Annotated in this window: 17 protein-coding genes; 10 read left to right on the top strand and 7 right to left on the bottom strand. The window is 71.9% G+C overall.

Annotated elements, in window-relative coordinates:
* Window positions 1-135 precede the first annotated feature (135 nt).
* From ALMP_RS18690 to ALMP_RS18680, 3 genes are all read left to right on the top strand, one after another.
* The gene (locus ALMP_RS18690) at window positions 136-609 is read left to right on the top strand and encodes a hypothetical protein (RefSeq protein WP_264929648.1); all 474 of its coding nucleotides are present in this window, start codon (window positions 136-138) and stop codon (window positions 607-609) included.
* A 162-nt stretch (window positions 610-771) separates the two neighbouring features.
* Complete coding sequence (locus tag ALMP_RS18685; protein WP_264929646.1) at window positions 772-2,100, top strand: beta-xylosidase; 1,329 nt, start codon at window positions 772-774, stop codon at window positions 2,098-2,100.
* 86 nt (window positions 2,101-2,186) lie between these two features.
* A complete protein-coding gene (locus ALMP_RS18680; RefSeq protein WP_264929644.1) occupies window positions 2,187-3,194 on the top strand; it encodes a DUF916 domain-containing protein in 1,008 nt (335 codons plus the stop codon).
* A gap of 37 nt (window positions 3,195-3,231) precedes the next feature.
* Here ALMP_RS18680 and ALMP_RS18675 read toward each other — a convergent pair whose 3' ends face one another.
* Together ALMP_RS18675 and ALMP_RS18670 are read right to left on the bottom strand one after the other, a co-directional pair.
* The gene (locus ALMP_RS18675) at window positions 3,232-3,570 is read right to left on the bottom strand and encodes a P-II family nitrogen regulator (protein ID WP_264929642.1); all 339 of its coding nucleotides are present in this window, start codon (window positions 3,568-3,570) and stop codon (window positions 3,232-3,234) included.
* A complete protein-coding gene (locus tag ALMP_RS18670) occupies window positions 3,567-4,877 on the bottom strand; it encodes an ammonium transporter (protein WP_309299498.1) in 1,311 nt (436 codons plus the stop codon). The genes ALMP_RS18675 and ALMP_RS18670 overlap by 4 nt, the downstream gene beginning before the upstream one ends.
* A gap of 174 nt (window positions 4,878-5,051) precedes the next feature.
* On the opposite strand from ALMP_RS18670, the gene era reads away from it, so the two are divergent.
* Window positions 5,052-6,005, top strand: coding sequence for a GTPase Era (era, locus tag ALMP_RS18665; protein ID WP_264929640.1), 954 nt, complete (start codon window positions 5,052-5,054; stop codon window positions 6,003-6,005).
* 22 nt (window positions 6,006-6,027) lie between these two features.
* Here the strand turns inward: era and ALMP_RS18660 are convergent, their stop codons facing one another.
* From ALMP_RS18660 to ALMP_RS18650, 3 genes are read right to left on the bottom strand one after another with little or no spacing between them, the layout of a single operon-like run.
* The gene (locus ALMP_RS18660; RefSeq protein ID WP_375803501.1) at window positions 6,028-7,350 is read right to left on the bottom strand and encodes a GH1 family beta-glucosidase; all 1,323 of its coding nucleotides are present in this window, start codon (window positions 7,348-7,350) and stop codon (window positions 6,028-6,030) included.
* A 46-nt stretch (window positions 7,351-7,396) separates the two neighbouring features.
* The gene (locus tag ALMP_RS18655; RefSeq protein ID WP_264929637.1) at window positions 7,397-7,663 is read right to left on the bottom strand and encodes a protealysin inhibitor emfourin; all 267 of its coding nucleotides are present in this window, start codon (window positions 7,661-7,663) and stop codon (window positions 7,397-7,399) included.
* Window positions 7,664-7,683: 20 nt separating this feature from the next.
* Window positions 7,684-8,754 carry a M4 family metallopeptidase gene (locus tag ALMP_RS18650; RefSeq protein WP_264929636.1) on the bottom strand — a complete coding sequence of 357 codons (1,071 nt, stop codon included), beginning with the start codon at window positions 8,752-8,754 and terminating at the stop codon, window positions 7,684-7,686.
* A gap of 319 nt (window positions 8,755-9,073) precedes the next feature.
* On the opposite strand from ALMP_RS18650, the gene leuA reads away from it, so the two are divergent.
* The 5 genes from leuA to ALMP_RS18625 all read left to right on the top strand — a co-directional run bounded on the left by leuA (window position 9,074) and on the right by ALMP_RS18625 (window position 15,874).
* Window positions 9,074-10,795 (top strand): 2-isopropylmalate synthase, encoded by a 1,722-nt coding sequence (gene leuA / locus ALMP_RS18645; protein ID WP_264929635.1) that lies wholly within the window; start codon window positions 9,074-9,076, stop codon window positions 10,793-10,795.
* Between the two features lie 183 nt (window positions 10,796-10,978).
* Window positions 10,979-11,677, top strand: coding sequence for a TerB family tellurite resistance protein (locus tag ALMP_RS18640; protein ID WP_264929634.1), 699 nt, complete (start codon window positions 10,979-10,981; stop codon window positions 11,675-11,677).
* 234 nt (window positions 11,678-11,911) lie between these two features.
* Complete coding sequence (locus ALMP_RS18635; RefSeq protein WP_264929633.1) at window positions 11,912-13,987, top strand: MMPL family transporter; 2,076 nt, start codon at window positions 11,912-11,914, stop codon at window positions 13,985-13,987.
* A 70-nt stretch (window positions 13,988-14,057) separates the two neighbouring features.
* On the top strand, window positions 14,058-15,203 hold the full coding sequence (locus tag ALMP_RS18630; RefSeq protein WP_264929631.1) for a sensor histidine kinase: 1,146 nt from the start codon (window positions 14,058-14,060) through the stop codon (window positions 15,201-15,203).
* Complete coding sequence (locus ALMP_RS18625) at window positions 15,200-15,874, top strand: response regulator transcription factor (protein ID WP_264929629.1); 675 nt, start codon at window positions 15,200-15,202, stop codon at window positions 15,872-15,874. Before ALMP_RS18630 ends, ALMP_RS18625 begins: the two co-directional genes overlap by 4 nt.
* A 74-nt stretch (window positions 15,875-15,948) precedes the next feature.
* On the opposite strand, the gene ALMP_RS18620 is transcribed toward ALMP_RS18625, so the two are convergent.
* Window positions 15,949-16,875 carry a dihydrodipicolinate synthase family protein gene (locus ALMP_RS18620; protein WP_264929627.1) on the bottom strand — a complete coding sequence of 309 codons (927 nt, stop codon included), beginning with the start codon at window positions 16,873-16,875 and terminating at the stop codon, window positions 15,949-15,951.
* A 229-nt stretch (window positions 16,876-17,104) separates the two neighbouring features.
* On the bottom strand, window positions 17,105-17,521 hold the full coding sequence (gene tnpA, locus ALMP_RS18615) for an IS200/IS605 family transposase (protein WP_264929626.1): 417 nt from the start codon (window positions 17,519-17,521) through the stop codon (window positions 17,105-17,107).
* A 25-nt stretch (window positions 17,522-17,546) separates the two neighbouring features.
* Here tnpA and ALMP_RS18610 point away from each other — a divergent pair.
* The coding region (locus ALMP_RS18610; protein WP_264929624.1) for a helix-turn-helix domain-containing protein at window positions 17,547-17,924 on the top strand (378 nt) is incomplete at its 3' end.

Genomic DNA, 17,924 nt, shown 5'->3' with positions numbered 1-17,924 from the left:
TGCCGTGCCCCGTCCCCGGCTCCTCAATGGACCGTAACCGACGGACCGTCAGATTCCCCACCGGGGCCGGTGCCCGCACCCGCCGCCCCGTCCGGCCGTCCGTCTTCGCAGATCCGGGAAGGAGCCGGAATCCCCATGCGCAAGCGAATCGGAACAGGTGCGGCACTGCTGGCCGGGGCCCTCGCGGTCACCGGGCTGGCGCTCGCGCCCTCCGCCGCCGCCGTCGCCCCGGCGTCGGCGACCGTCACCGCGAACTGCGGTCTGTTCGGCGGCGGGGCCGCCACCCTCACGGCCACCCAGAGCGGCACCTCGGCCACCCTCACCCTCTCGTCCACCGCGATCACCGCGCCGATCCCGCTCGGTGCGAACACCATCAACTCCACGCTCACGATGGCGAACTCGACCGGCGCGGCCAGGGTCTTCACCGGCACGGTGAACCCCGCCATGGCCACCGGCGCCCCGATCGTGATCGGCCCGCTCAACGGGACCGTGGCCTCCGGTGACAAGCTCGACTTCCGCCAGGGCTCCCTGAAGATGGTCGTCTTCGGCATCACCGTCACCTGCACGGCGAACGCGGCGCAGGCGCCGGGACCGTTCGTGTACGACTGAGAAGCGCGTAATGGGCCGTCAGGTGGCTGTGCGTTAAAGGCCATCTGACGGTCCATCAGCGTAACCCGGCACATCCATTGACTTCTCACGCGATCCGCCCGTCAATGCCCCCTGTCGGCGCAGAAGAGCCGCTGCGCCCGCACCCTGGAGGAGGGGGCACCAATGGGTTCGACACCCCGAAGTTCCCGAAGACGGCGCTGGAGCGCGCTGCTCGGGGCCGCCGCGCTCGCGGTCGCCGGCGGCGGGGCGCTGGCGGCGCCCGCCACGGCCGCGTCCGTCGACGTGGACTACCCCACGCACTGCGTCCCGCCGCCCATCGCGGGCATCCCGCCGATCGACGGCACCACCACCGGGAAGATCACGGTGGACAAGGCCACCCCGAAGGTCGGTGACACCGTCACCGTGACGTACACGGTGGTCAAGCCCGCCGCGAGCAACCCCACCGACCTGGCCCTGCCGGCCGACATCATGACGCCGACCGGCAAGGTCACCCTCGGCGGGGCGCAGAGCGGCAGCGTCACCGTCGCGGGGCCGAAGAAGAACGATCCGGTTCCCGGCAAGGGCCCCTTCCCGTCGTTCTCCATGACCGGCACCTTCACGGTCACCGCGCCCGGCGCGATCACCCTCTCGCCCGGCGACTACAACATCCACACCAGCTACATCCTGGAACTGGACACCCCCTGCACGGTGACCGACCCGCCCGCACCGGTGTCGGAGACGATCACCGCGGGCGACAACCCGCCGGCCAACACCCGTGCCATCTCGCTGGGTTCGGCCTCCGGCGGGCCGGGTGACACGGTCACCGTCACCGGCAGCGACTTCACGCCGGGCGCGACCGTCACCCTCGCCGGCCGCGCCGGGGCGGTCCAGACCGCCGACACGGCGACCGTCACCGCCAACGCCCAGGGCGCCATCAGCGGCTCCCTCGTCGTCAACGACCGTACGACGACCGGGATCGTGGCGTACGAGGGCGGCGCGTGGAGCGCGGAGAAGGGCGCCGGGCCCGTCGCGTACGTCGTCGTCGACGACACGCCCGTACCGGACGGCAGTCAGAAGCTGACCACGACCGTGAAGGCGGGCACCCTGTCGATGGCCCAGGCCGGGGACGCCGTGCGGCTCTCGGCGGTCGACTTCGGCACCGGCGGCGCCTCGACCGGAGCTCTTCAGACGGTGACCGTCAAGGACTTCCGCGGCGGGCCCGCGGGCTGGTCCCTGACCGGCAAGGTCACCGACTTCACCGGACCCGGCGCCAAGATCGCGGCCGGGAAGCTGAGCTGGACGCCGGCGTGTGCCACCAAGGCGGGCAGCCCCAGCACCTGCCGGGCCGGTTCGGCGGGCGTGGTCGGCGCCGCCGGGGCGACCCTGGCCTCCGCGCCCGACGCCACGCTCACCGGCGGCGAGTTCACCGCCGACGCCCGACTCTCCCTCGACGTACCGGCGTTCACGCCCGCGGGCAGCTACTCCGGCGTCCTGACCCTCACCCTCACCTGACCCACCCGTCCACCGGTGGCCGGGCGTCCCCAGCACGGGGCCGCCCGACCACCCCGTCATCCGTCGCCCGTGGGGGGTCCGCACCCATGCGCAAGCCGTACGTCCTCCTCCTGACGCTCCTTCCGACGCTGCTGCTGTCGCCGCTGGTGGCCGCGCCCGCCCGGGCCGCCGACAACGGCAGCTGGTCGGTGCACCCCGTCGCCACGGCCGTCGCCGCGCGGCCGTACTTCTACGTCACCGCCGATCCCGGGCAGAGCGTCAGCGACAAGGTCGTCGTCACCAACAAGACCGACGCGCCGCTCACCTTCCGGCTCTACGCCGCCGACGCCTACAACACCCCCCGTGACGGCGGGTTCGCCGTGCGGAGCGCGGGGGAGCGGATGCGGGGCGTGGGCGCGTGGGCGAAGCCCGCGAAGGACCGGGTGACCGTGCCCGGCCGCGCGTCCGTCACCGTGCCGTTCACCCTCCGGGTGCCCGAGGGCGCCGAGCCCGGCGACCACCCCGGGGCGATCGTGGCGCTCGACGAGCGGGTCGACAAGGGCGGCGGCGGAGTCGGGCTCGGCATCCAGCGGGCCGTCGGCGCCCGGATCTACCTCCAGGTCAGCGGGCCGGCGCTGCCCGCGCTCACCGTCGAGGACGTCCGCCTCAGCCACGACCGGCCGCTCGTGCCCGGCCTCGGCGACAGCACGGCCACCATCTCCTACACCCTGCACAACACCGGCAACGTCACCCTCGACCCGAAGGTGGAGCTCACGGCGCGGGGCCTGTTCGGCCGCACCCTCCTCACCCGCGACCTGACCCGGATCCCCGCCGAGCTGCTGCCCGGCCAGCGGGTCCGCCTGAGCGAGCCATGGCGGGGCGCGCCCCAACTCGACTGGGGCGAGGTGACGTTGACGGCGAGCGCGCAGGACACCCGGGAGTCGGCGAGCGTGTCCTTCTTCGCGCTGCCGTGGCTCGCGGCGGTGGTCCTGGGCCTCGCGACGGCCCTGGGCACGACGCTGTGGATCAGGGCACGCGGATCCACCGGCCGGCCGGCACCCCGCGCCACCGCCGCCGCGCCCGGGGAGCGGCGGGCAGCGGTTCGCGGGTCATGAGCCCTCCCTCAGGAACACCTGCCGGGGTTTCCCCCGCTCAGAGCGCGTCCGGGCCGCGCTCGCCCGTCCGCACCCGGACGACCGTCTCGACCGGCAGCGCCCACACCTTGCCGTCGCCGATCTTGCCCGTCCGGGCGGCCGTGACGATCGCGTCGATCACCTCGTCCGCCTCCGCGTCCTCGACGACGACCTCGATACGGACCTTGGGCACCAGATCGACCTGGTACTCGGCGCCCCGGTACACCTCGGTGTGGCCGCGCTGACGGCCGTAGCCGCTGGCCTCGGTGACGGTCAGGCCGTGCACGCCGAGCGCCTGGAGGGCGGTCTTCACCTCGTCGAGGCGGTACGGCTTGACGATCGCGGTGATGAGCTTCATGCCTGGGTCTTTGCCTTCTGGGCGGAGGGGACGGGGGAGGAACTGACCGGGGCGCCGTGGCCCAGGACGCCGTGATCGTATGCCGTCTCGGCGTGCACCGTAAGGTCCAGACCGGTGTGCTCCTGCTCCTCGGTGGCGCGCAGGCCCATCGTGCGGTCCAGCAGCTTGGCGATGCCGTACGTCACGAGGAAGGCGTACGCCCCGACCGCGACGACCGCGACCAGCTGCCTGCCGAGCTGGGCGAGGCCGCCGCCGTAGAGGAGGCCCTCGGTGGAGCCGGTCATCGACTCGGCCGCGAAGACGCCGATGAGCAGGGTGCCGATGACGCCGCCGACGAGGTGGACGCCGACGACGTCCAGGGAGTCGTCGTAGTTCCACTTGAACTTCCAGCCCACGGCGTACGAGCAGACGACACCGGCGGCGAGGCCGACCACCAGGGCGCCGAGCAGGGAGACCGAGCCGCAGGAGGGTGTGATGGCGACCAGGCCCGCGACCGCGCCGGAGGCGGCGCCGAGGGTCGTGGGGTGGCCGTCGCGCCGCTGCTCCACGAAGAGCCAGCCGAGCAGGCCGGTGCAGCCGGCGGCGAGGGTGTTGAGGAAGGCGGCGGCCGCCAGTCCGTTCGCGCCGAGGGCCGAACCCGCGTTGAAACCGAACCAGCCGAACCAGAGCAGACCGGCGCCGAGCATCACCATGGGGAGGTTGTGCGGACGCATCGCGTCCTTCTTGAAGCCCAGGCGCGGGCCCAGGACCAGGCACAGCGCCAGTCCGGAGGCACCGGAGGTGATCTCCACGGGCAGGCCGCCGGCGAAGTCGAGGGCGCCGAGGTGCTCCAGGATCCAGCCGCCCGGCCCCCACACCCAGTGGGCGACCGGAACGTATACGAGGAGCGCCCACACGGGGACGAACACCAGCCACGCCGCGAACTTCGCCCGGTCCGCGATCGCGCCGCTGACCAGGGCCGCCGTGATGATCGCGAAGGTGAGCTGGAAGGTGGCGAAGAGCAGGGTGGGGACGGTGCCCTGGACGCTGTCCGGGCCCAGACCGGCCATCCCGACGTGCTCCAGGCCGCCGATCAGCCCGCCGCCGGCGTCCTTGCCGAAGGCGAGGGAGTAGCCGGCCGCCAGCCACACCACCGTGACCAGCGCGATCGACACGAAGCTCATCATCAGCATGTTGAGGACGCTCTTCGTGCGGACCATGCCGCCGTAGAACAGGGCCAGGCCCGGGGTCATCAGCAGGACGAGTGCGGTGGCGGCGAGCAGCCAGGCGGTGTCGCCGGTGTCCACCTGCGCAGCGGCAAGGATCACGGTCGTCTCCAACGGTGCGGGGGCTCGTCAGAGGGTCACCGCACCGCGTTACCGGCCGCGTACGGGTGTGTTTCCGTGACGTTTCGTTGCGTGCGGGTTTCCGGAACCTCACGGGGTGGCGCGGCTCCGGCCGGTTGTACGGCGCAGCCTCGTGGATCAGGGACAATGGGCGCCATGAGCGTTCGCACCCAGTCATCCGAACAGTCGGCCGAGGCCGCGCACCGGGCCGGTTTCGCCTGTTTCGTGGGGCGCCCGAATGCGGGCAAGTCCACCCTTACGAACGCTCTGGTCGGGAAGAAGGTGGCGATCACCTCCAATCGTCCACAGACCACCCGGCACACGGTGCGGGGCATCGTGCACCGCCCGGACGCGCAGCTGATCCTGGTGGACACCCCGGGGCTGCACAAGCCGCGCACGCTGCTGGGCGAGCGGCTGAACGACGTGGTCCGCACCACCTGGGCGGAGGTCGACGTCATCGGCTTCTGCCTGCCGGCGAACGAGAAGCTCGGCCCCGGTGACCGCTTCATCGCCAAGGAGCTGGCCGGGATCAAGCGGACGCCGAAGGTCGCGGTCGTGACCAAGACCGACCTGGTCGACTCCAAGGCGCTCGCCGAGCAGCTCATCGCGATCGACCGGCTCGGCAAGGAGCTGGGGATCGAGTGGGCGGAGATCATCCCGGTCTCCGCGGTCGGGGACCGGCAGGTGAACCTGCTGGCCGACCTGCTGATCCCGCTGCTGCCGGAGGGCCCCGCGCTGTACCCGGAGGGCGACCTCACGGACGAGCCCGAGCAGGTGATGGTCGCCGAGCTGATCCGTGAGGCGGCGCTGGAGGGTGTGCGGGACGAGCTGCCGCACTCCATCGCGGTGGTCGTCGAGGAGATGCTGCCGCGCGAGGACCGCCCCGCCGACAAGCCGCTCCTCGACATCCACGCGAACATCTACATCGAGCGGCCCAGCCAGAAGGGCATCATCATCGGCCCGAAGGGCCGCCGGCTGAAGGACGTCGGCATCAAGTCCCGCAAGCAGATCGAGGCCCTCCTCGGCACGCCCGTCTTCCTCGACCTCCACGTCAAGGTCGCCAAGGACTGGCAGCGCGACCCCAAGCAGCTCCGCAAGCTGGGCTTCTGAGGCCGCCGTCCCCGCTCGTCGGTCAGCGCTGAGCCTTCAGGACGTCCCGCAGCCAGGTGTACGACGCTTTCGGCGTGCGCTCCAGGGTCTCGAAGTCGACGTGGACCAGGCCGAAGCGGCGCTCGTAGCCCTCCGCCCACTCGAAGTTGTCCAGGAGCGACCAGACGAAGTAGCCGCGTACGTCCACGCCCGCCTCCACGGCCCGGTGCAGGGCCCGGATGTGGCCGTCGAGGTAGGCGATGCGGTCCTGGTCGTCGACGCCGGGGTAGCTGCAGCCGTTCTCGGTGATGACGACGGGCGGCAGACGGTCGGCGTAGCGGGACTTCAAGGTGGTGAGGAGTTCGGTCAGGGCCTCCGGGACCACCGGCCAGCCGAAGTCCGTCACCGGGACGCCCTCGATCTCCCGCACGGAGAAAGGCAGTTCGGCCGGCATCCGCACCCCGCCGAAGTCGATCTCGGTGCCCTGCGGGGCGCCGACCCTCGTCGGGGCGTAGTAGTTGACGCCGTAGAAGTCGATCGGCTCCGCGATCACCTTCAGGTCGGACCGCACGTCCCCGGGCATCAGCTCGCCCAGGCCCTCCGGGTACGCGCCCAGCAGCAGCGGGTCGGCGAACAGCCGGTTCAGCAGCAGGTCGTAGAAGGCCGCCGCCTCCACATCGGCCGGTTCCTCCGAGGCGGGCCAGGTCGGGCCGTGCGAGTTGGCGACGCCGATGTCCGTCGCGCCGGCCGCCCGTAGCGCCCGTACCGCCAGGCCGTGCGCCAGGAGCTGGTGGTGGGCCGCCGGCAACGCGTCGAACAGCAGCTGCCGGCCGGGGGCGTGGGTGCCGAGCGCATGGCCCAGCAGGGTGTGCTCCGCCGGCTCGTTGATGGTGATCCACTTCTTCACCCGGTCGCCGAGCCGCTCCGCGACCACCGAAACGTACTCGGCGAAGCGGTGCGCGGTGTCCCGCTCCAGCCAGTCCAGCCCGTCGGGCAGGTCCCAGTGGAAGAGGGTCGGCACGGGCCGTACCCCGGCCGCGCACAGCTCGTCCACCAGACGGTCGTAGAAGTCCAGGCCCCGTCCCTCGTCGAAGCGGGTCCTCGGCCAGGACACGGAGAACCGGTAGGCGTCCACGCCGAGGCCGGACAGCAGCGCCACGTCCTCGGGATAGCGGTGGTAGTGGTCGCAGGCCACCGCCGCCGTGGAACCGTCCTTCACCCGCCCGGGCTCGGCCGTGAAGGTGTCCCACACGGACGGCAGCCGCTCGTCGGCCGCCCCCTCGATCTGGTGGGCGGAGGTGGAGACACCCCACAGGAAGCCGGCCGGGAAGGGGGGTATCGGGTTCGTCGCCATGGGCGGGATCATGCTTACCCCGGGTAAAGGAAGTCAACGTCCCGGCCGGAACCGCTGGTTACGCGCCTTCCTTCAACACCCGGGAGATCAGCTTGCGTTGGTCGTCCGTGAGCCGGGGATCGGACGCGTACACGGTCCTGCCGTCCACGGTGATCTGGTAGCTGAAGCCGTCCGGGACACCGATGGGCGGCACGCCCCGGCCGGACGCGAGCGCGCGCTCGGCCAGGTCGTGCCACTCCTGTGCGTCGGGCCGTCCCGACGTGTCCACCTCGGCGTGCCGCTCGATGCCCGCGAAACCGCCCGTACGCCTCACCTGAATCCGCATGCTCCCTGTCTAGTACGCCGTCACAGGATCCGCACCCCGACCCGCTCCCACGCCTTCTCCACCGCCTGGAACTCCTCGCCGCCGTCACCGAAGCGCTCGCGTGCCGCCTTCACCGTCAGCCCCGCGAAGTCGGTGAACAGGGCCCGCTCCGACAGCTCGCCGCCGGTCAGGACGTCGTACCAGATCTGGCCGGCCTTCTCCCAGGCGAAGCCGCCGATGGCGGTGGCGGCCAGGTAGAAGGCGTGGTTCGGGATGCCGGAGTTGATGTGGACACCGCCGTTGTCGCGGCCGGTGCGGACGTAGTCGTCCATGGTCGCGGGCTGCGGGTCCTTGCCGAGGACGTCGTCGTCGTACGCGGTGCCCGGGGCCTTCATGGAGCGCAGGGCCCGGCCGGTGACGCCCGGGGCGAGCAGCTCGGCGCCGATGAGCCAGTCGGCCTCGGCGGCGGTCTGGCCGAGCGTGTACTGCTTGATGAGCGCGCCGAAGACGTCGGACATCGACTCGTTGAGGGCGCCCGGCTGGCCGTAGTAGGTGAGGTTCGCCGTGTACTGGGTGACGCCGTGGGCCAGCTCGTGGCCGATCACGTCGACGGAGTTGGTGAAGTCGACGAAGATCTCGCCGTCGCCGTCGCCGAACACCATCTGCTCGCCGTTCCAGAAGGCGTTGTTGTAGTCCCGGTCGTAGTGGACCGTGGCGTCCAGGGGCAGGCCGTCGCCGTCGATGGAGTGGCGGCCGTAGGCCTTGAGGAAGAGCTCGAAGGTGGAGCCGAGGCCCGCGTAGGCGCGGTTGACGGTGGCGTCCCGGCCGGGTTCCTCGCCCTCGCCTCGGACCTTGGTGCCGGGCAGCTCGGTGCCGTGCTCGGCGTCGTAGACCGTGCGCAGCGGCCGGTCCGACGGTGCCTTCGCCGTCGGGGCGGCCGCCATGCGGAACTCGGTGGTCACCCGGCGCCGGGAGCGCAGCTCGCTGTCGCGCACCAGGGTGCGGCGGGCGGGGCCGGAGAGTGCCGGGTCGTCGTGGCGCGCCAGACGGTCCAGGACGTGGGGCGGTACGACGGTGCAGAAGACGGGCTCGAAGCCCCCGTGAGTCGTCATGCACGGAACACTCGCACTGCGTGACCCCCTTGTCACCAGCGGCAACCATGATTGGTGAAAAACGGTGACATAGGGCCCTGGGCTGCGCCCACGAGTGGTATGCCACACGTTTTGCCCGTTTCGTCCCTCGGGTCCCGCATACTGGGACAGGCCCGCCCGCCCGAAACGGCTCGGCTAGAGTGCGGAGCACTATGCGTTTCGGGCTGCTTCTCCTTAGCTGCCGCGGCGAGGGCCTGTAGTCGAGGCCGACCCCCTCCCCGCGGAGCTTGGCGTTGCGTTGTCGGCCGTCCTTCCGGACACCTTGAGGAGCCACCGCACCATGGCGAACCGCCAGACGCCCAGCCACATGCCGATCCACAAGTACGGCCGGTACGAGCAGGTCGACCTCCCCGACCGCACCTGGCCGAACCAGCGCATCACCGCCGCACCCCGCTGGCTCTCCACCGACCTGCGCGACGGCAACCAGGCGCTGATCGACCCGATGTCGCCCGAGCGCAAGCGCCGGATGTTCGACCAGCTGGTCACGATGGGCTACAAGGAGATCGAGGTCGGCTTCCCCGCCTCCGGTCAGACCGACTTCGACTTCGTGCGCTCGATCATCGAGGAAGAGGGCGCGATCCCCGAGGACGTGACGATCTCCGTCCTGACCCAGGCCCGCGAGGACCTGATCGAGCGGACCGTGGAGTCCCTGAAAGGCGCCAAGCGCGCCACGGTCCACCTGTACAACGCCACCGCCCCCGTCTTCCGCCGGGTGGTGTTCCGCGGCTCCAAGGACGACATCAAGCAGATCGCCGTCGACGGTACGCGGCTGGTGATGGAGTACGCGGAGAAGCTGCTGGGTCCGGAGACGGAATTCGGCTACCAGTACTCGCCCGAGATCTTCACCGACACCGAGCTGGACTTCGCGCTGGAGGTCTGCGAGGCGGTCATGGACGTCTGGCAGCCCGGCCCCGGCCGCGAGATCATCCTCAACCTGCCGGCGACCGTCGAGCGCTCCACCCCCTCCACCCACGCCGACCGCTTCGAGTGGATGGGCCGCAACCTCTCCCGCCGTGAGCACGTCTGCCTGTCCGTCCACCCGCACAACGACCGCGGCACCGCCGTCGCCGCCGCCGAGCTGGCGCTGATGGCCGGCGCCGACCGCGTCGAGGGCTGCCTGTTCGGGCAGGGCGAGCGCACCGGCAACGTCGACCTGGTCACCCTCGGCATGAACCTGTTCTCCCAGGGCGTCGACCCGCAGATCGACTTCTCCGACATCGACGAGATCCGTCGGACGTGGGAGTACTGCAACCAGATGGAGGTCCACCCCCGCCACCCGTACGTGGGCGACCTGGTCTACACGTCCTTCTCCGGCTCCCACCAGGACGCCATCAAGAAGGGCTTCGACGCCATGGAGGCCGACGCGGCCGCGAAGGGCGTCACCGTCGACGACATCGAGTGGGCGGTCCCGTACCTGCCGATCGACCCGAAGGACGTCGGCCGCTCCTACGAGGCCGTCATCCGCGTCAACTCGCAGTCCGGCAAGGGCGGTATCGCGTACGTCCTGAAGAACGACCACAAGCTGGACCTGCCGCGCCGGATGCAGATCGAGTTCTCGAAGATCATCCAGGCGAAGACGGACGCCGAGGGCGGCGAGGTCACCGGCTCCGACATCTGGGCCGTCTTCCAGGACGAGTACCTGCCCAACCCGGAGAACCCCTGGGGCCGCATCCAGGTCCGCACCGGCCAGTCGACGACCGACACGGACGGGGTGGACACCCTCACCGTCGAGGCGACCGTCGACGGCGAGGACACCGTCCTGTCCGGCTCCGGCAACGGGCCGATCTCGGCCTTCTTCAACGCCCTGGAGTCCATCGGCATCGACGTACGCCTCCTGGACTACCAGGAGCACACGATGAGCGAGGGCGCCTCCGCACAGGCCGCCTCCTACATCGAGTGCGCGATCGGCGACAAGGTCCTGTGGGGCATCGGCATCGACGCGAACACGACGCGTGCGTCGCTGAAGGCGGTCGTCTCCGCCGTCAACCGCGCGACCCGCTGACCATCCTGACCGGGAGTTTCGGGCCCCGACCGCTGGATACGGCGGTCGGGGCCCCGTCGGTTATCGGCCATCCGACCGTGGAGGTCACGGAAAGGTCTCGTCCAGGGTGCTGACTCCGCCTCATCCGTGTGGCTAACATCACGCAGACGTGGCGATGCTGCCGCGGGGTTACGGAGGTGCGACGTGCTGCCAGGACGGGGACGAGACGGCCGTGCCGACGGGCTTGCCCGCATCCTGGGCACCCGTACCGCGTGGACACCCGTCGGGGACGGCGAGTTCTTCTGCCCCGGCTGCGGCGGCGACCGCAACTACCAGCGGCTGACCGGCCGGCGCCGCTTCTGCCTGCTGGGCCTGCCCGTGCTGCCGCGCGGCGCCGGCGCGCCGGTCGTCGAGTGCGCGGCCTGCCGCCGCCACTTCGGCACCGACGTGCTGGACCACCCCACCACCACCCGCTTCTCCGCGATGCTCCGCGACGCCGTCCACACCGTCGCCCTCGCGGTCCTCTCCGCGGGCGGCAGCTGCGCCCGTGCGTCCCTGGACACGGCCGCCGAGGCGGTGCGCGCGGCCGGCCTCACCGACTGCACCCGCGAGCAGCTCGCCGTGCTCGTCGACGCCCTCGCCGCCGACACCGGCCGCGTCTACGGCGAACCCTGCGGCGGCGCCGGCCTGGCCATAGAGCTGCACGAGGCCCTCGACCCGCTCGCCCCGCACCTCGCCCCCGTGGGCCGCGAGTCGATCCTCCTCCAAGGCGCCCGCATCGCCCTGGCCGACGGCCCCTACACACCCGCCGAACGGGAGGTCCTCGCCACCGTGGGCGCGGCGCTCACCCTCCCCGCGGACGAGGTCGACCGCCTGCTGACGGCGGCCCGGACACCGTCGTAGCGCCGCCGGCCTCCCGGTCGCACCGGCCGACGGCACGGACGTCCGGGACGCCCACCCACAAGGGCCCTTCCCCACCCATGACCGTCGGCCCGTTACTCCCCGGGGAGTAACGGGCCCGGCCCGTCTCCCCGGGCAGTACCGCGGAACTCGCCCGCACGTCCGACGATCGGACCGTCCCGCGCCGGAAGTCTGGAACCCGTAACCGGACGACCGTGCCGAAGGGAGGCCCGTTCCATGGGGGCCGGGAAAACGAAGGGCAAGCGCGCTGTTCCCTGGGTGGTGCTCGCGCTGTGGGTGGGAGTGCTGGCGCTGGCCTCGCCGTTCGCCGCGAAGCTCGCCGACGTACAGCGTGACCGGGTCACCGACTACCTGCCGGCGAACGCCGACTCCACGCAGGTGGCGAAGATCCAGGAGAAGCTGCCGGGCGGCGAGAGCACCGAGCTGGTGCTGGTCTACCACCGCGACGGCGGACTGACCGCCGCCGACCGGGAGATCGCGCGGGAGCAGGTCACGCGAGTCGCGGGGGAGCACGCGCTGACCGCACCGCCGCAGGGCGTCCCGTCCGAGGACGGCACCACCCTGATGTACCCGATCGCGACCAACGAGCCCGGCACCGACGAGAAGAAACGCGACGCGTTCGTCGACGCCGTGCGCGACGTCGCCCACAGCGAGGGCGGGCTGACCGTCGAGGTGGGCGGCACGGGCGCGTACGCCACCGACGCCAGCAAGATCTACGACGCGCTCGGCGGGCCGCTGCTGTACACCACCGTCGCCGTGGTCGCCGTCCTGCTGATCCTCATCTACCGCAGCCCCGTGCTGTGGCTGGTGCCGCTCGTCGTCGCCGGCATCGCCGACTACCTGTCCATGGGCGTGGCCTACGGCCTCAACCAGGCCTTCGGCACCACCGTGTCCGGACAGAGCTCGGGCATCATGACGATCCTCGTCTTCGGCGCGGGCACCGACTACGCACTGCTGCTCGTCTCCCGCTACCGCGAGGAACTGCGGCGGATCGAGCGGCCCTACGACGCCATGCGGGCCGCGCTGCGCGGCTGCGGGCCCGCCGTGCTCGCCTCCTCGGGGACCGTCGCCGCCGGACTGCTGTGCCTGCTCGCCGCCGACCTCAACTCCAACCGGGGGATGGGACCGCTCGGCACCGTCGGTGTGCTGTGCGCGCTGGTCGCGATGCTGACCCTGCTGCCCGCGCTCCTGGTGCTGCTGGGCCGCCGGGTGTTCTGGCCGCTGGTGCCCGCCCACGGCAGCACACCCGTCACGCGCCGGTCGCTGTTCGCCGCGATGGGCACCTCCGCCGGCCGCCGCCCGAGGACGGTCCTCGCGGCCGGCGCGGTACTGCTCGGCGCGCTCGCGCTGGGCACGCTGAACCTGCCCGGCACCGTCAAGCAGCAGGACTCCTTCGTCGACCGGCCCGAGTCGGTCGCGGCGCTGGAGACCCTCGCCGAGGCCTACCCGGAGGGTTCCGCGCAGCCCATCGACGTGCTGACCCCGGCCGGCCGCGCCGACGCCACCCTCGCGGCGATCCGGGACACCGACGGCGTCGCCGACGCGCGCGAGGGCCGTACCGGCCACGGGTGGACGGAGATCAGCGTGACCGCGTCCGCGCCGCCGCAGTCGGCGGCCGAGACCGCGACCATCGAGCGGCTGCGGGAGACACTCGACGGCTCCTACGTCGGCGGGGCCAGCGCCCAGCAGATCGACCTGGAGGACACCAACGCCCGGGACCGGGCGATCGTCGTCCCGCTCGTGCTCGGCTCCGTCCTGCTGATCCTCGTCCTGCTGCTGCGGTCGCTGGTCGCGCCGCTGCTGCTGGTGGCCGCCGTGGTCGCGGTGTGGGGCGCCGCGCTGGGCCTGGGCGGGCTGGTGTTCGGGCCGGTCCTCGGCTTCGAGGGCACCGATCCGGGGCTGGGTCTGCTGTCCTTCGTGTTCCTGGTCGCGCTCGGCGTGGACTACGGCATCTTCCTGATGCACCGCATGCGCGAGGAGTCGCTGCGCGGTGCCGAACCGGCCGCCGCCGCCCTCACCGCGCTGCGCACCACCGGCGGGGTCATCGCCTCCGCCGGGCTGGTGCTCGCCGCGACCTTCGCGGTGCTGATGAACATGGGGCTCGTGCAACTCGTCGAGCTGGGCTTCGTCATCGCCGTCGGGGTGCTCCTGGACACCTTCCTCGTCCGCACCTACCTGGTGACCAGCGCGAGCGTGGCGCTGGGCCGGAAGGTGTGGTGGCCCGGGCGGCTGTCGCGGGCGCCGGAGGCCGGGCAGGACCGCGCGCGCGAACGTGAACCGGTCGGCAGCTGACCGGAGGGCGCCCTTCCGCACCGGAAGGGCGCCCGCTCGTGCAGGATGGTCACGGGGGAGAGGGGGAACGGTGCGGCGTTGGGTCACTCACCCGCGGGCGGACGCCTGGCTCGCGGCCGGACTGGCCGTCGTGGACTCGGCGATCGCCCTGCTCGTCGTCGACGGGCGGGAACCCGACGCGCTCGGCTGGGCGTTGCTGCTCGCCGGACATGTGCCGCTGGTGTGGCGCGGACGGCGTCCGATGCTCGCGCTCTGCCTGATGGTCGCCCTGCTCTCGCCCTACCACGCCCTCGACTACAACCACACCGCGCCCATCGCGCCGACCCTGCTCGTGCTGTACACCGTCGCCGTGACCGGCACCGCCCGCCGCACCCTGGTCACCGGCCTCGTCCTGATCTGTGCGACGCTCACCCTCAACGCGCTCACCAACCTCGACGGCATCGTGGAGTTCCTGCGCATCACCGGGTGGATCGTCGCCGTGCTCGTCTTCGGCAGCTATCTGCGCGTCCACCGGGAGAACGTCACCGCCGCCCTGGAACGCGCCGACCGCGCCGAACGCACCCGCGAGGAGGAGGCCCGCCGGCGGGTCGCCGAGGAGCGGCTGCGCATCGCCCGTGACCTGCACGACCTGCTCGCCCACAGCATCACCCTGATCGGCGTGCAGACCTCCGTCGCGGCGCACGTGCTGAACGCCGACCCCGACCGCCTGGACCGCGCGGCCGTCGCCAAGGCCCTCGACGACATCGCGGAGACCTGCCGCACCGCCCGCGGCGAACTCCGTACGACGCTGGAGGTGCTGCGCGACCACGGTCCGCCCGAGGCCCGCGGCCCACTGCCCGGGCTGCACGGACTGCCCGACCTCGCCGAGACCGCCCGCGCGGCGGGCGCGCGCGTCGAACTGTCGCTGCGGCACACCGAGGTCCCGCCCGCGGTCGGCGCCGCCGCCTACCGCATCGTCCAGGAGGCCCTCACCAACGCCGTCCGCCACGGCGGCCGGGACGACCTGAGCGTCCGGGTGGGCGTGTACGACGACGACGGCGCCCTGCGGGTGACCGTCACCGACGACGGGGCCGGGGCCGGCACCGGACCGCCCGGCTTCGGGCTGGTCGGGATGCGGGAGCGGGCCCGCAGCGTGGGCGGCACGCTGGAGGCGGGGCCGCGGGAGGGGAACGGTTTCCAGGTGAGTGCCGTACTGCCGACGGGGGAGAGGCGATGAGTGCGATCCGGGTCCTGCTGGCCGACGACCAGACACTGGTGCGCGCCGCGTTCGCGCTGCTGGTGGAGTCCGCGCCGGACATGGAGGTCGTCGGGGAGGCCGGCATCGGGCGGGAGGCGGTGGAGCTGGCCCGCGCCCGCCGTGCCGACCTGGTCGTCATGGACGTCCGCATGCCGGACCTCGACGGCATCGAGGCCACCCGGCTGATCGCCGCCGACGAGGACCTCGCCGGGGTGAAGGTGCTGGTCCTCACCACCTACGACACCGACGAGCACATCGTCGAGGCGCTGCGCGCGGGCGCCTCCGGGTTCCTGGTGAAGGACACCCGGCCCGCCGACCTGCTCGACGCCATCCGCACCGTCGCCGCCGGGGAGGCGCTGCTGTCGCCGGGGCCGACCGCCCGGCTGATCGCCCGCTTCCTGCGCAGCCCGGCCGCGACCCCCTCACCGACCGGCGGACCGGAGTGCCTGTCCGAGCGGGAGCGCGAGGTGCTCGCCCTCGTCGCCCGCGGCCTGACCAACACCGAGATCGCCGAGACCCTCGGCCTCAGCCCGCTCACCGCGAAGACCCACGTCAGCCGCATCATGGGCAAACTCGGCGCCCGCGACCGGGCACAGCTCGTGATCGTCGCGTACGAGTCGAGGCTGGTGACCCCGGGGGCGGTGCCCTAGAGGTGTCTCGTGCGACCGGCTCCTGATCCGGAAAGGCACCCCGGGGATGCCATTCCGGATCAGGACCCCCGGCCTCACAGCAGTCCGGCCTCGATCAGGTGGCCCTCCACCCCCTCCACCTCCTGCGGTGACAGCGGCACCTGGGGCTCCGCCGTCGCCGGGCAGGTGATCACGCCCAGCAGGTGCAGGGCCGCCTTGAACGCGCCGACCGCCGACGAACTCGCGCCCATCCGGGCCGGGTCGCCGGCCCGCACCATGCCGTACAGGGCGCACAGCCGCTCCTGTTCGGCCCGCGCCGCCGCCGGATCGCCCGTACGGCACAGACGGTCCAGGCGGACATAGCCGTGCGGGTCGACATTGGCGAGGCCGGGCACCGCCCCGTGCGCGCCCAGCGCGAGCGCCGCGTCGACGAGCAGCTCGGAGCCGGTCAGCACGCTGAAGCCGGGGCGCGCCCTGGTCCCGGCGACGACCTCGCGGAAGCCGGCCAGGTCACCGCTGGAGTCCTTCAGCCCGGCCAGCACCCCGTCCGCCGCCAGCTCCACGACCACATCGGCGGGGAGCTTGCCGCGGACGGCGGACGGCAGGTCGTAGGCCAGCACGGGGACCGGACTCGCGGCGGCGACCAGACGGTAGTGGCGGGCGATCTCCGCCGGATGGGTGGCGGTGTAGAAGGGGGAGACCACCACGACCGCGTCCGCGCCCGCCCGTGTGACGGACGCGACCTGGTCCAGCACCCGGGGCGTCGTCATGTCGATCGCCCCGGCCAGCACCGGCAGCTGACCGCCGACGTGCGTCACGGTCGTCTCCACCACCAGCCGGCGCTGCCGGTCCGTCAGATACGCCGCCTCCGAGGTCGTACCGAGCACGAACAGGCCGCGCACCCCGGCCGCCACGAGGTGGTCGACCAGCCTGAGCAGCGAGGGCACGTCCACCTCCCGCTCCGGTGTCAGGGGCGTGCAGAGCGGCGGGACGACACCGGTCAGCGGGGCGGGCAACGGCATGGGGACTCCCTGGCGGCTGTGACGTACGAGGCGACCAGGCAAGTCTTTCCCGCTCCCGCGCTACCGGAATTCATTCGCAGTGCATCGGCCTTCAGGCTGGTGGTGAGGCGAATCTGACAGTGGCGATGCGGAGCGTCGCAGACTCAGGTCCGGCGGCGCCGGACACCGCGGTTTGTCGTCTGCGGCGCGGGGCGTTGCGAGGGCTGGTCCCGGCGGAGCCGGGTGTTGCTCACACCGGCCGGTTCTGCTGTTCGATGTACTGGCTGACCACGGAGAACGGGGCGCCGCCGACGGTTCCGGCGAAGTAGGACCCGGACCAGAGCTTGTTGGTTCGCCAGTAACGGCGCACCAGGTCGGGGAACTCCTGGCGGAGGCGGCGGGAGGAGACACCCTTGAGGGAGTTGACCAGTTTGGTCACGGCGACCTTGGGCGGGAAGTTCACCAGCAGGTGGACGTGGTTGTCCTCGCCGTTGAACTCCACCAGGTCGCACTCGAAGTCGGTACACACCGACCGCATGATGTCCTCCATCCGCCTCAAGTGGACATCCATGAACACCTTGTGCCGGAACTTTGTCACGAAGACCAAGTGCACGTGCATCACGAAAGCACAGTGACGACCAGTTCTGATCTCCTGCATCTCACCCATAACCCAAGTATGTAGGGTGACGGTCATGCAGCTCAGGTACGGCTTCCGCCTGTACCCGGACGCCGCTCAGCAGGCCTCGCTGGCCAGGGCGTTCGGGTGCGCCCGCGTCGTGTTCAACGACGCGGTCCGCGCCCGCGAGGACGCCCGGACGGCCGGGCGGCCGTTCCCGACGGCCGGACAGCTGTCCCGGAAGCTGATCACCGAGGCGAAGCAGACAGCCGGGCGTGCCTGGCTGGGCGAGGTGTCCGCGGTGGTCCTCCAGCAGTCCCTGCGGGACGCCGAGAGGGCCTACCGCAACTTCTTCGCCTCCCGCACCGGCACCCGCAAAGGTCCGAAACCGGGCGCACCGCGCTTGAAGTCCCGCAAGGACCACCGGCAGTCGATCCGGTTCACCGCGAATGCC

It is taken from the genome of Streptomyces sp. A012304, from assembly GCF_026008495.1.
In the GTDB taxonomy this organism is placed as follows: Bacteria; Actinomycetota; Actinomycetes; order Streptomycetales; family Streptomycetaceae; genus Streptomyces.
Note: the sequence above shows the minus strand (reverse complement) of the source record. Positions and strands in the feature narration are given on the sequence as shown.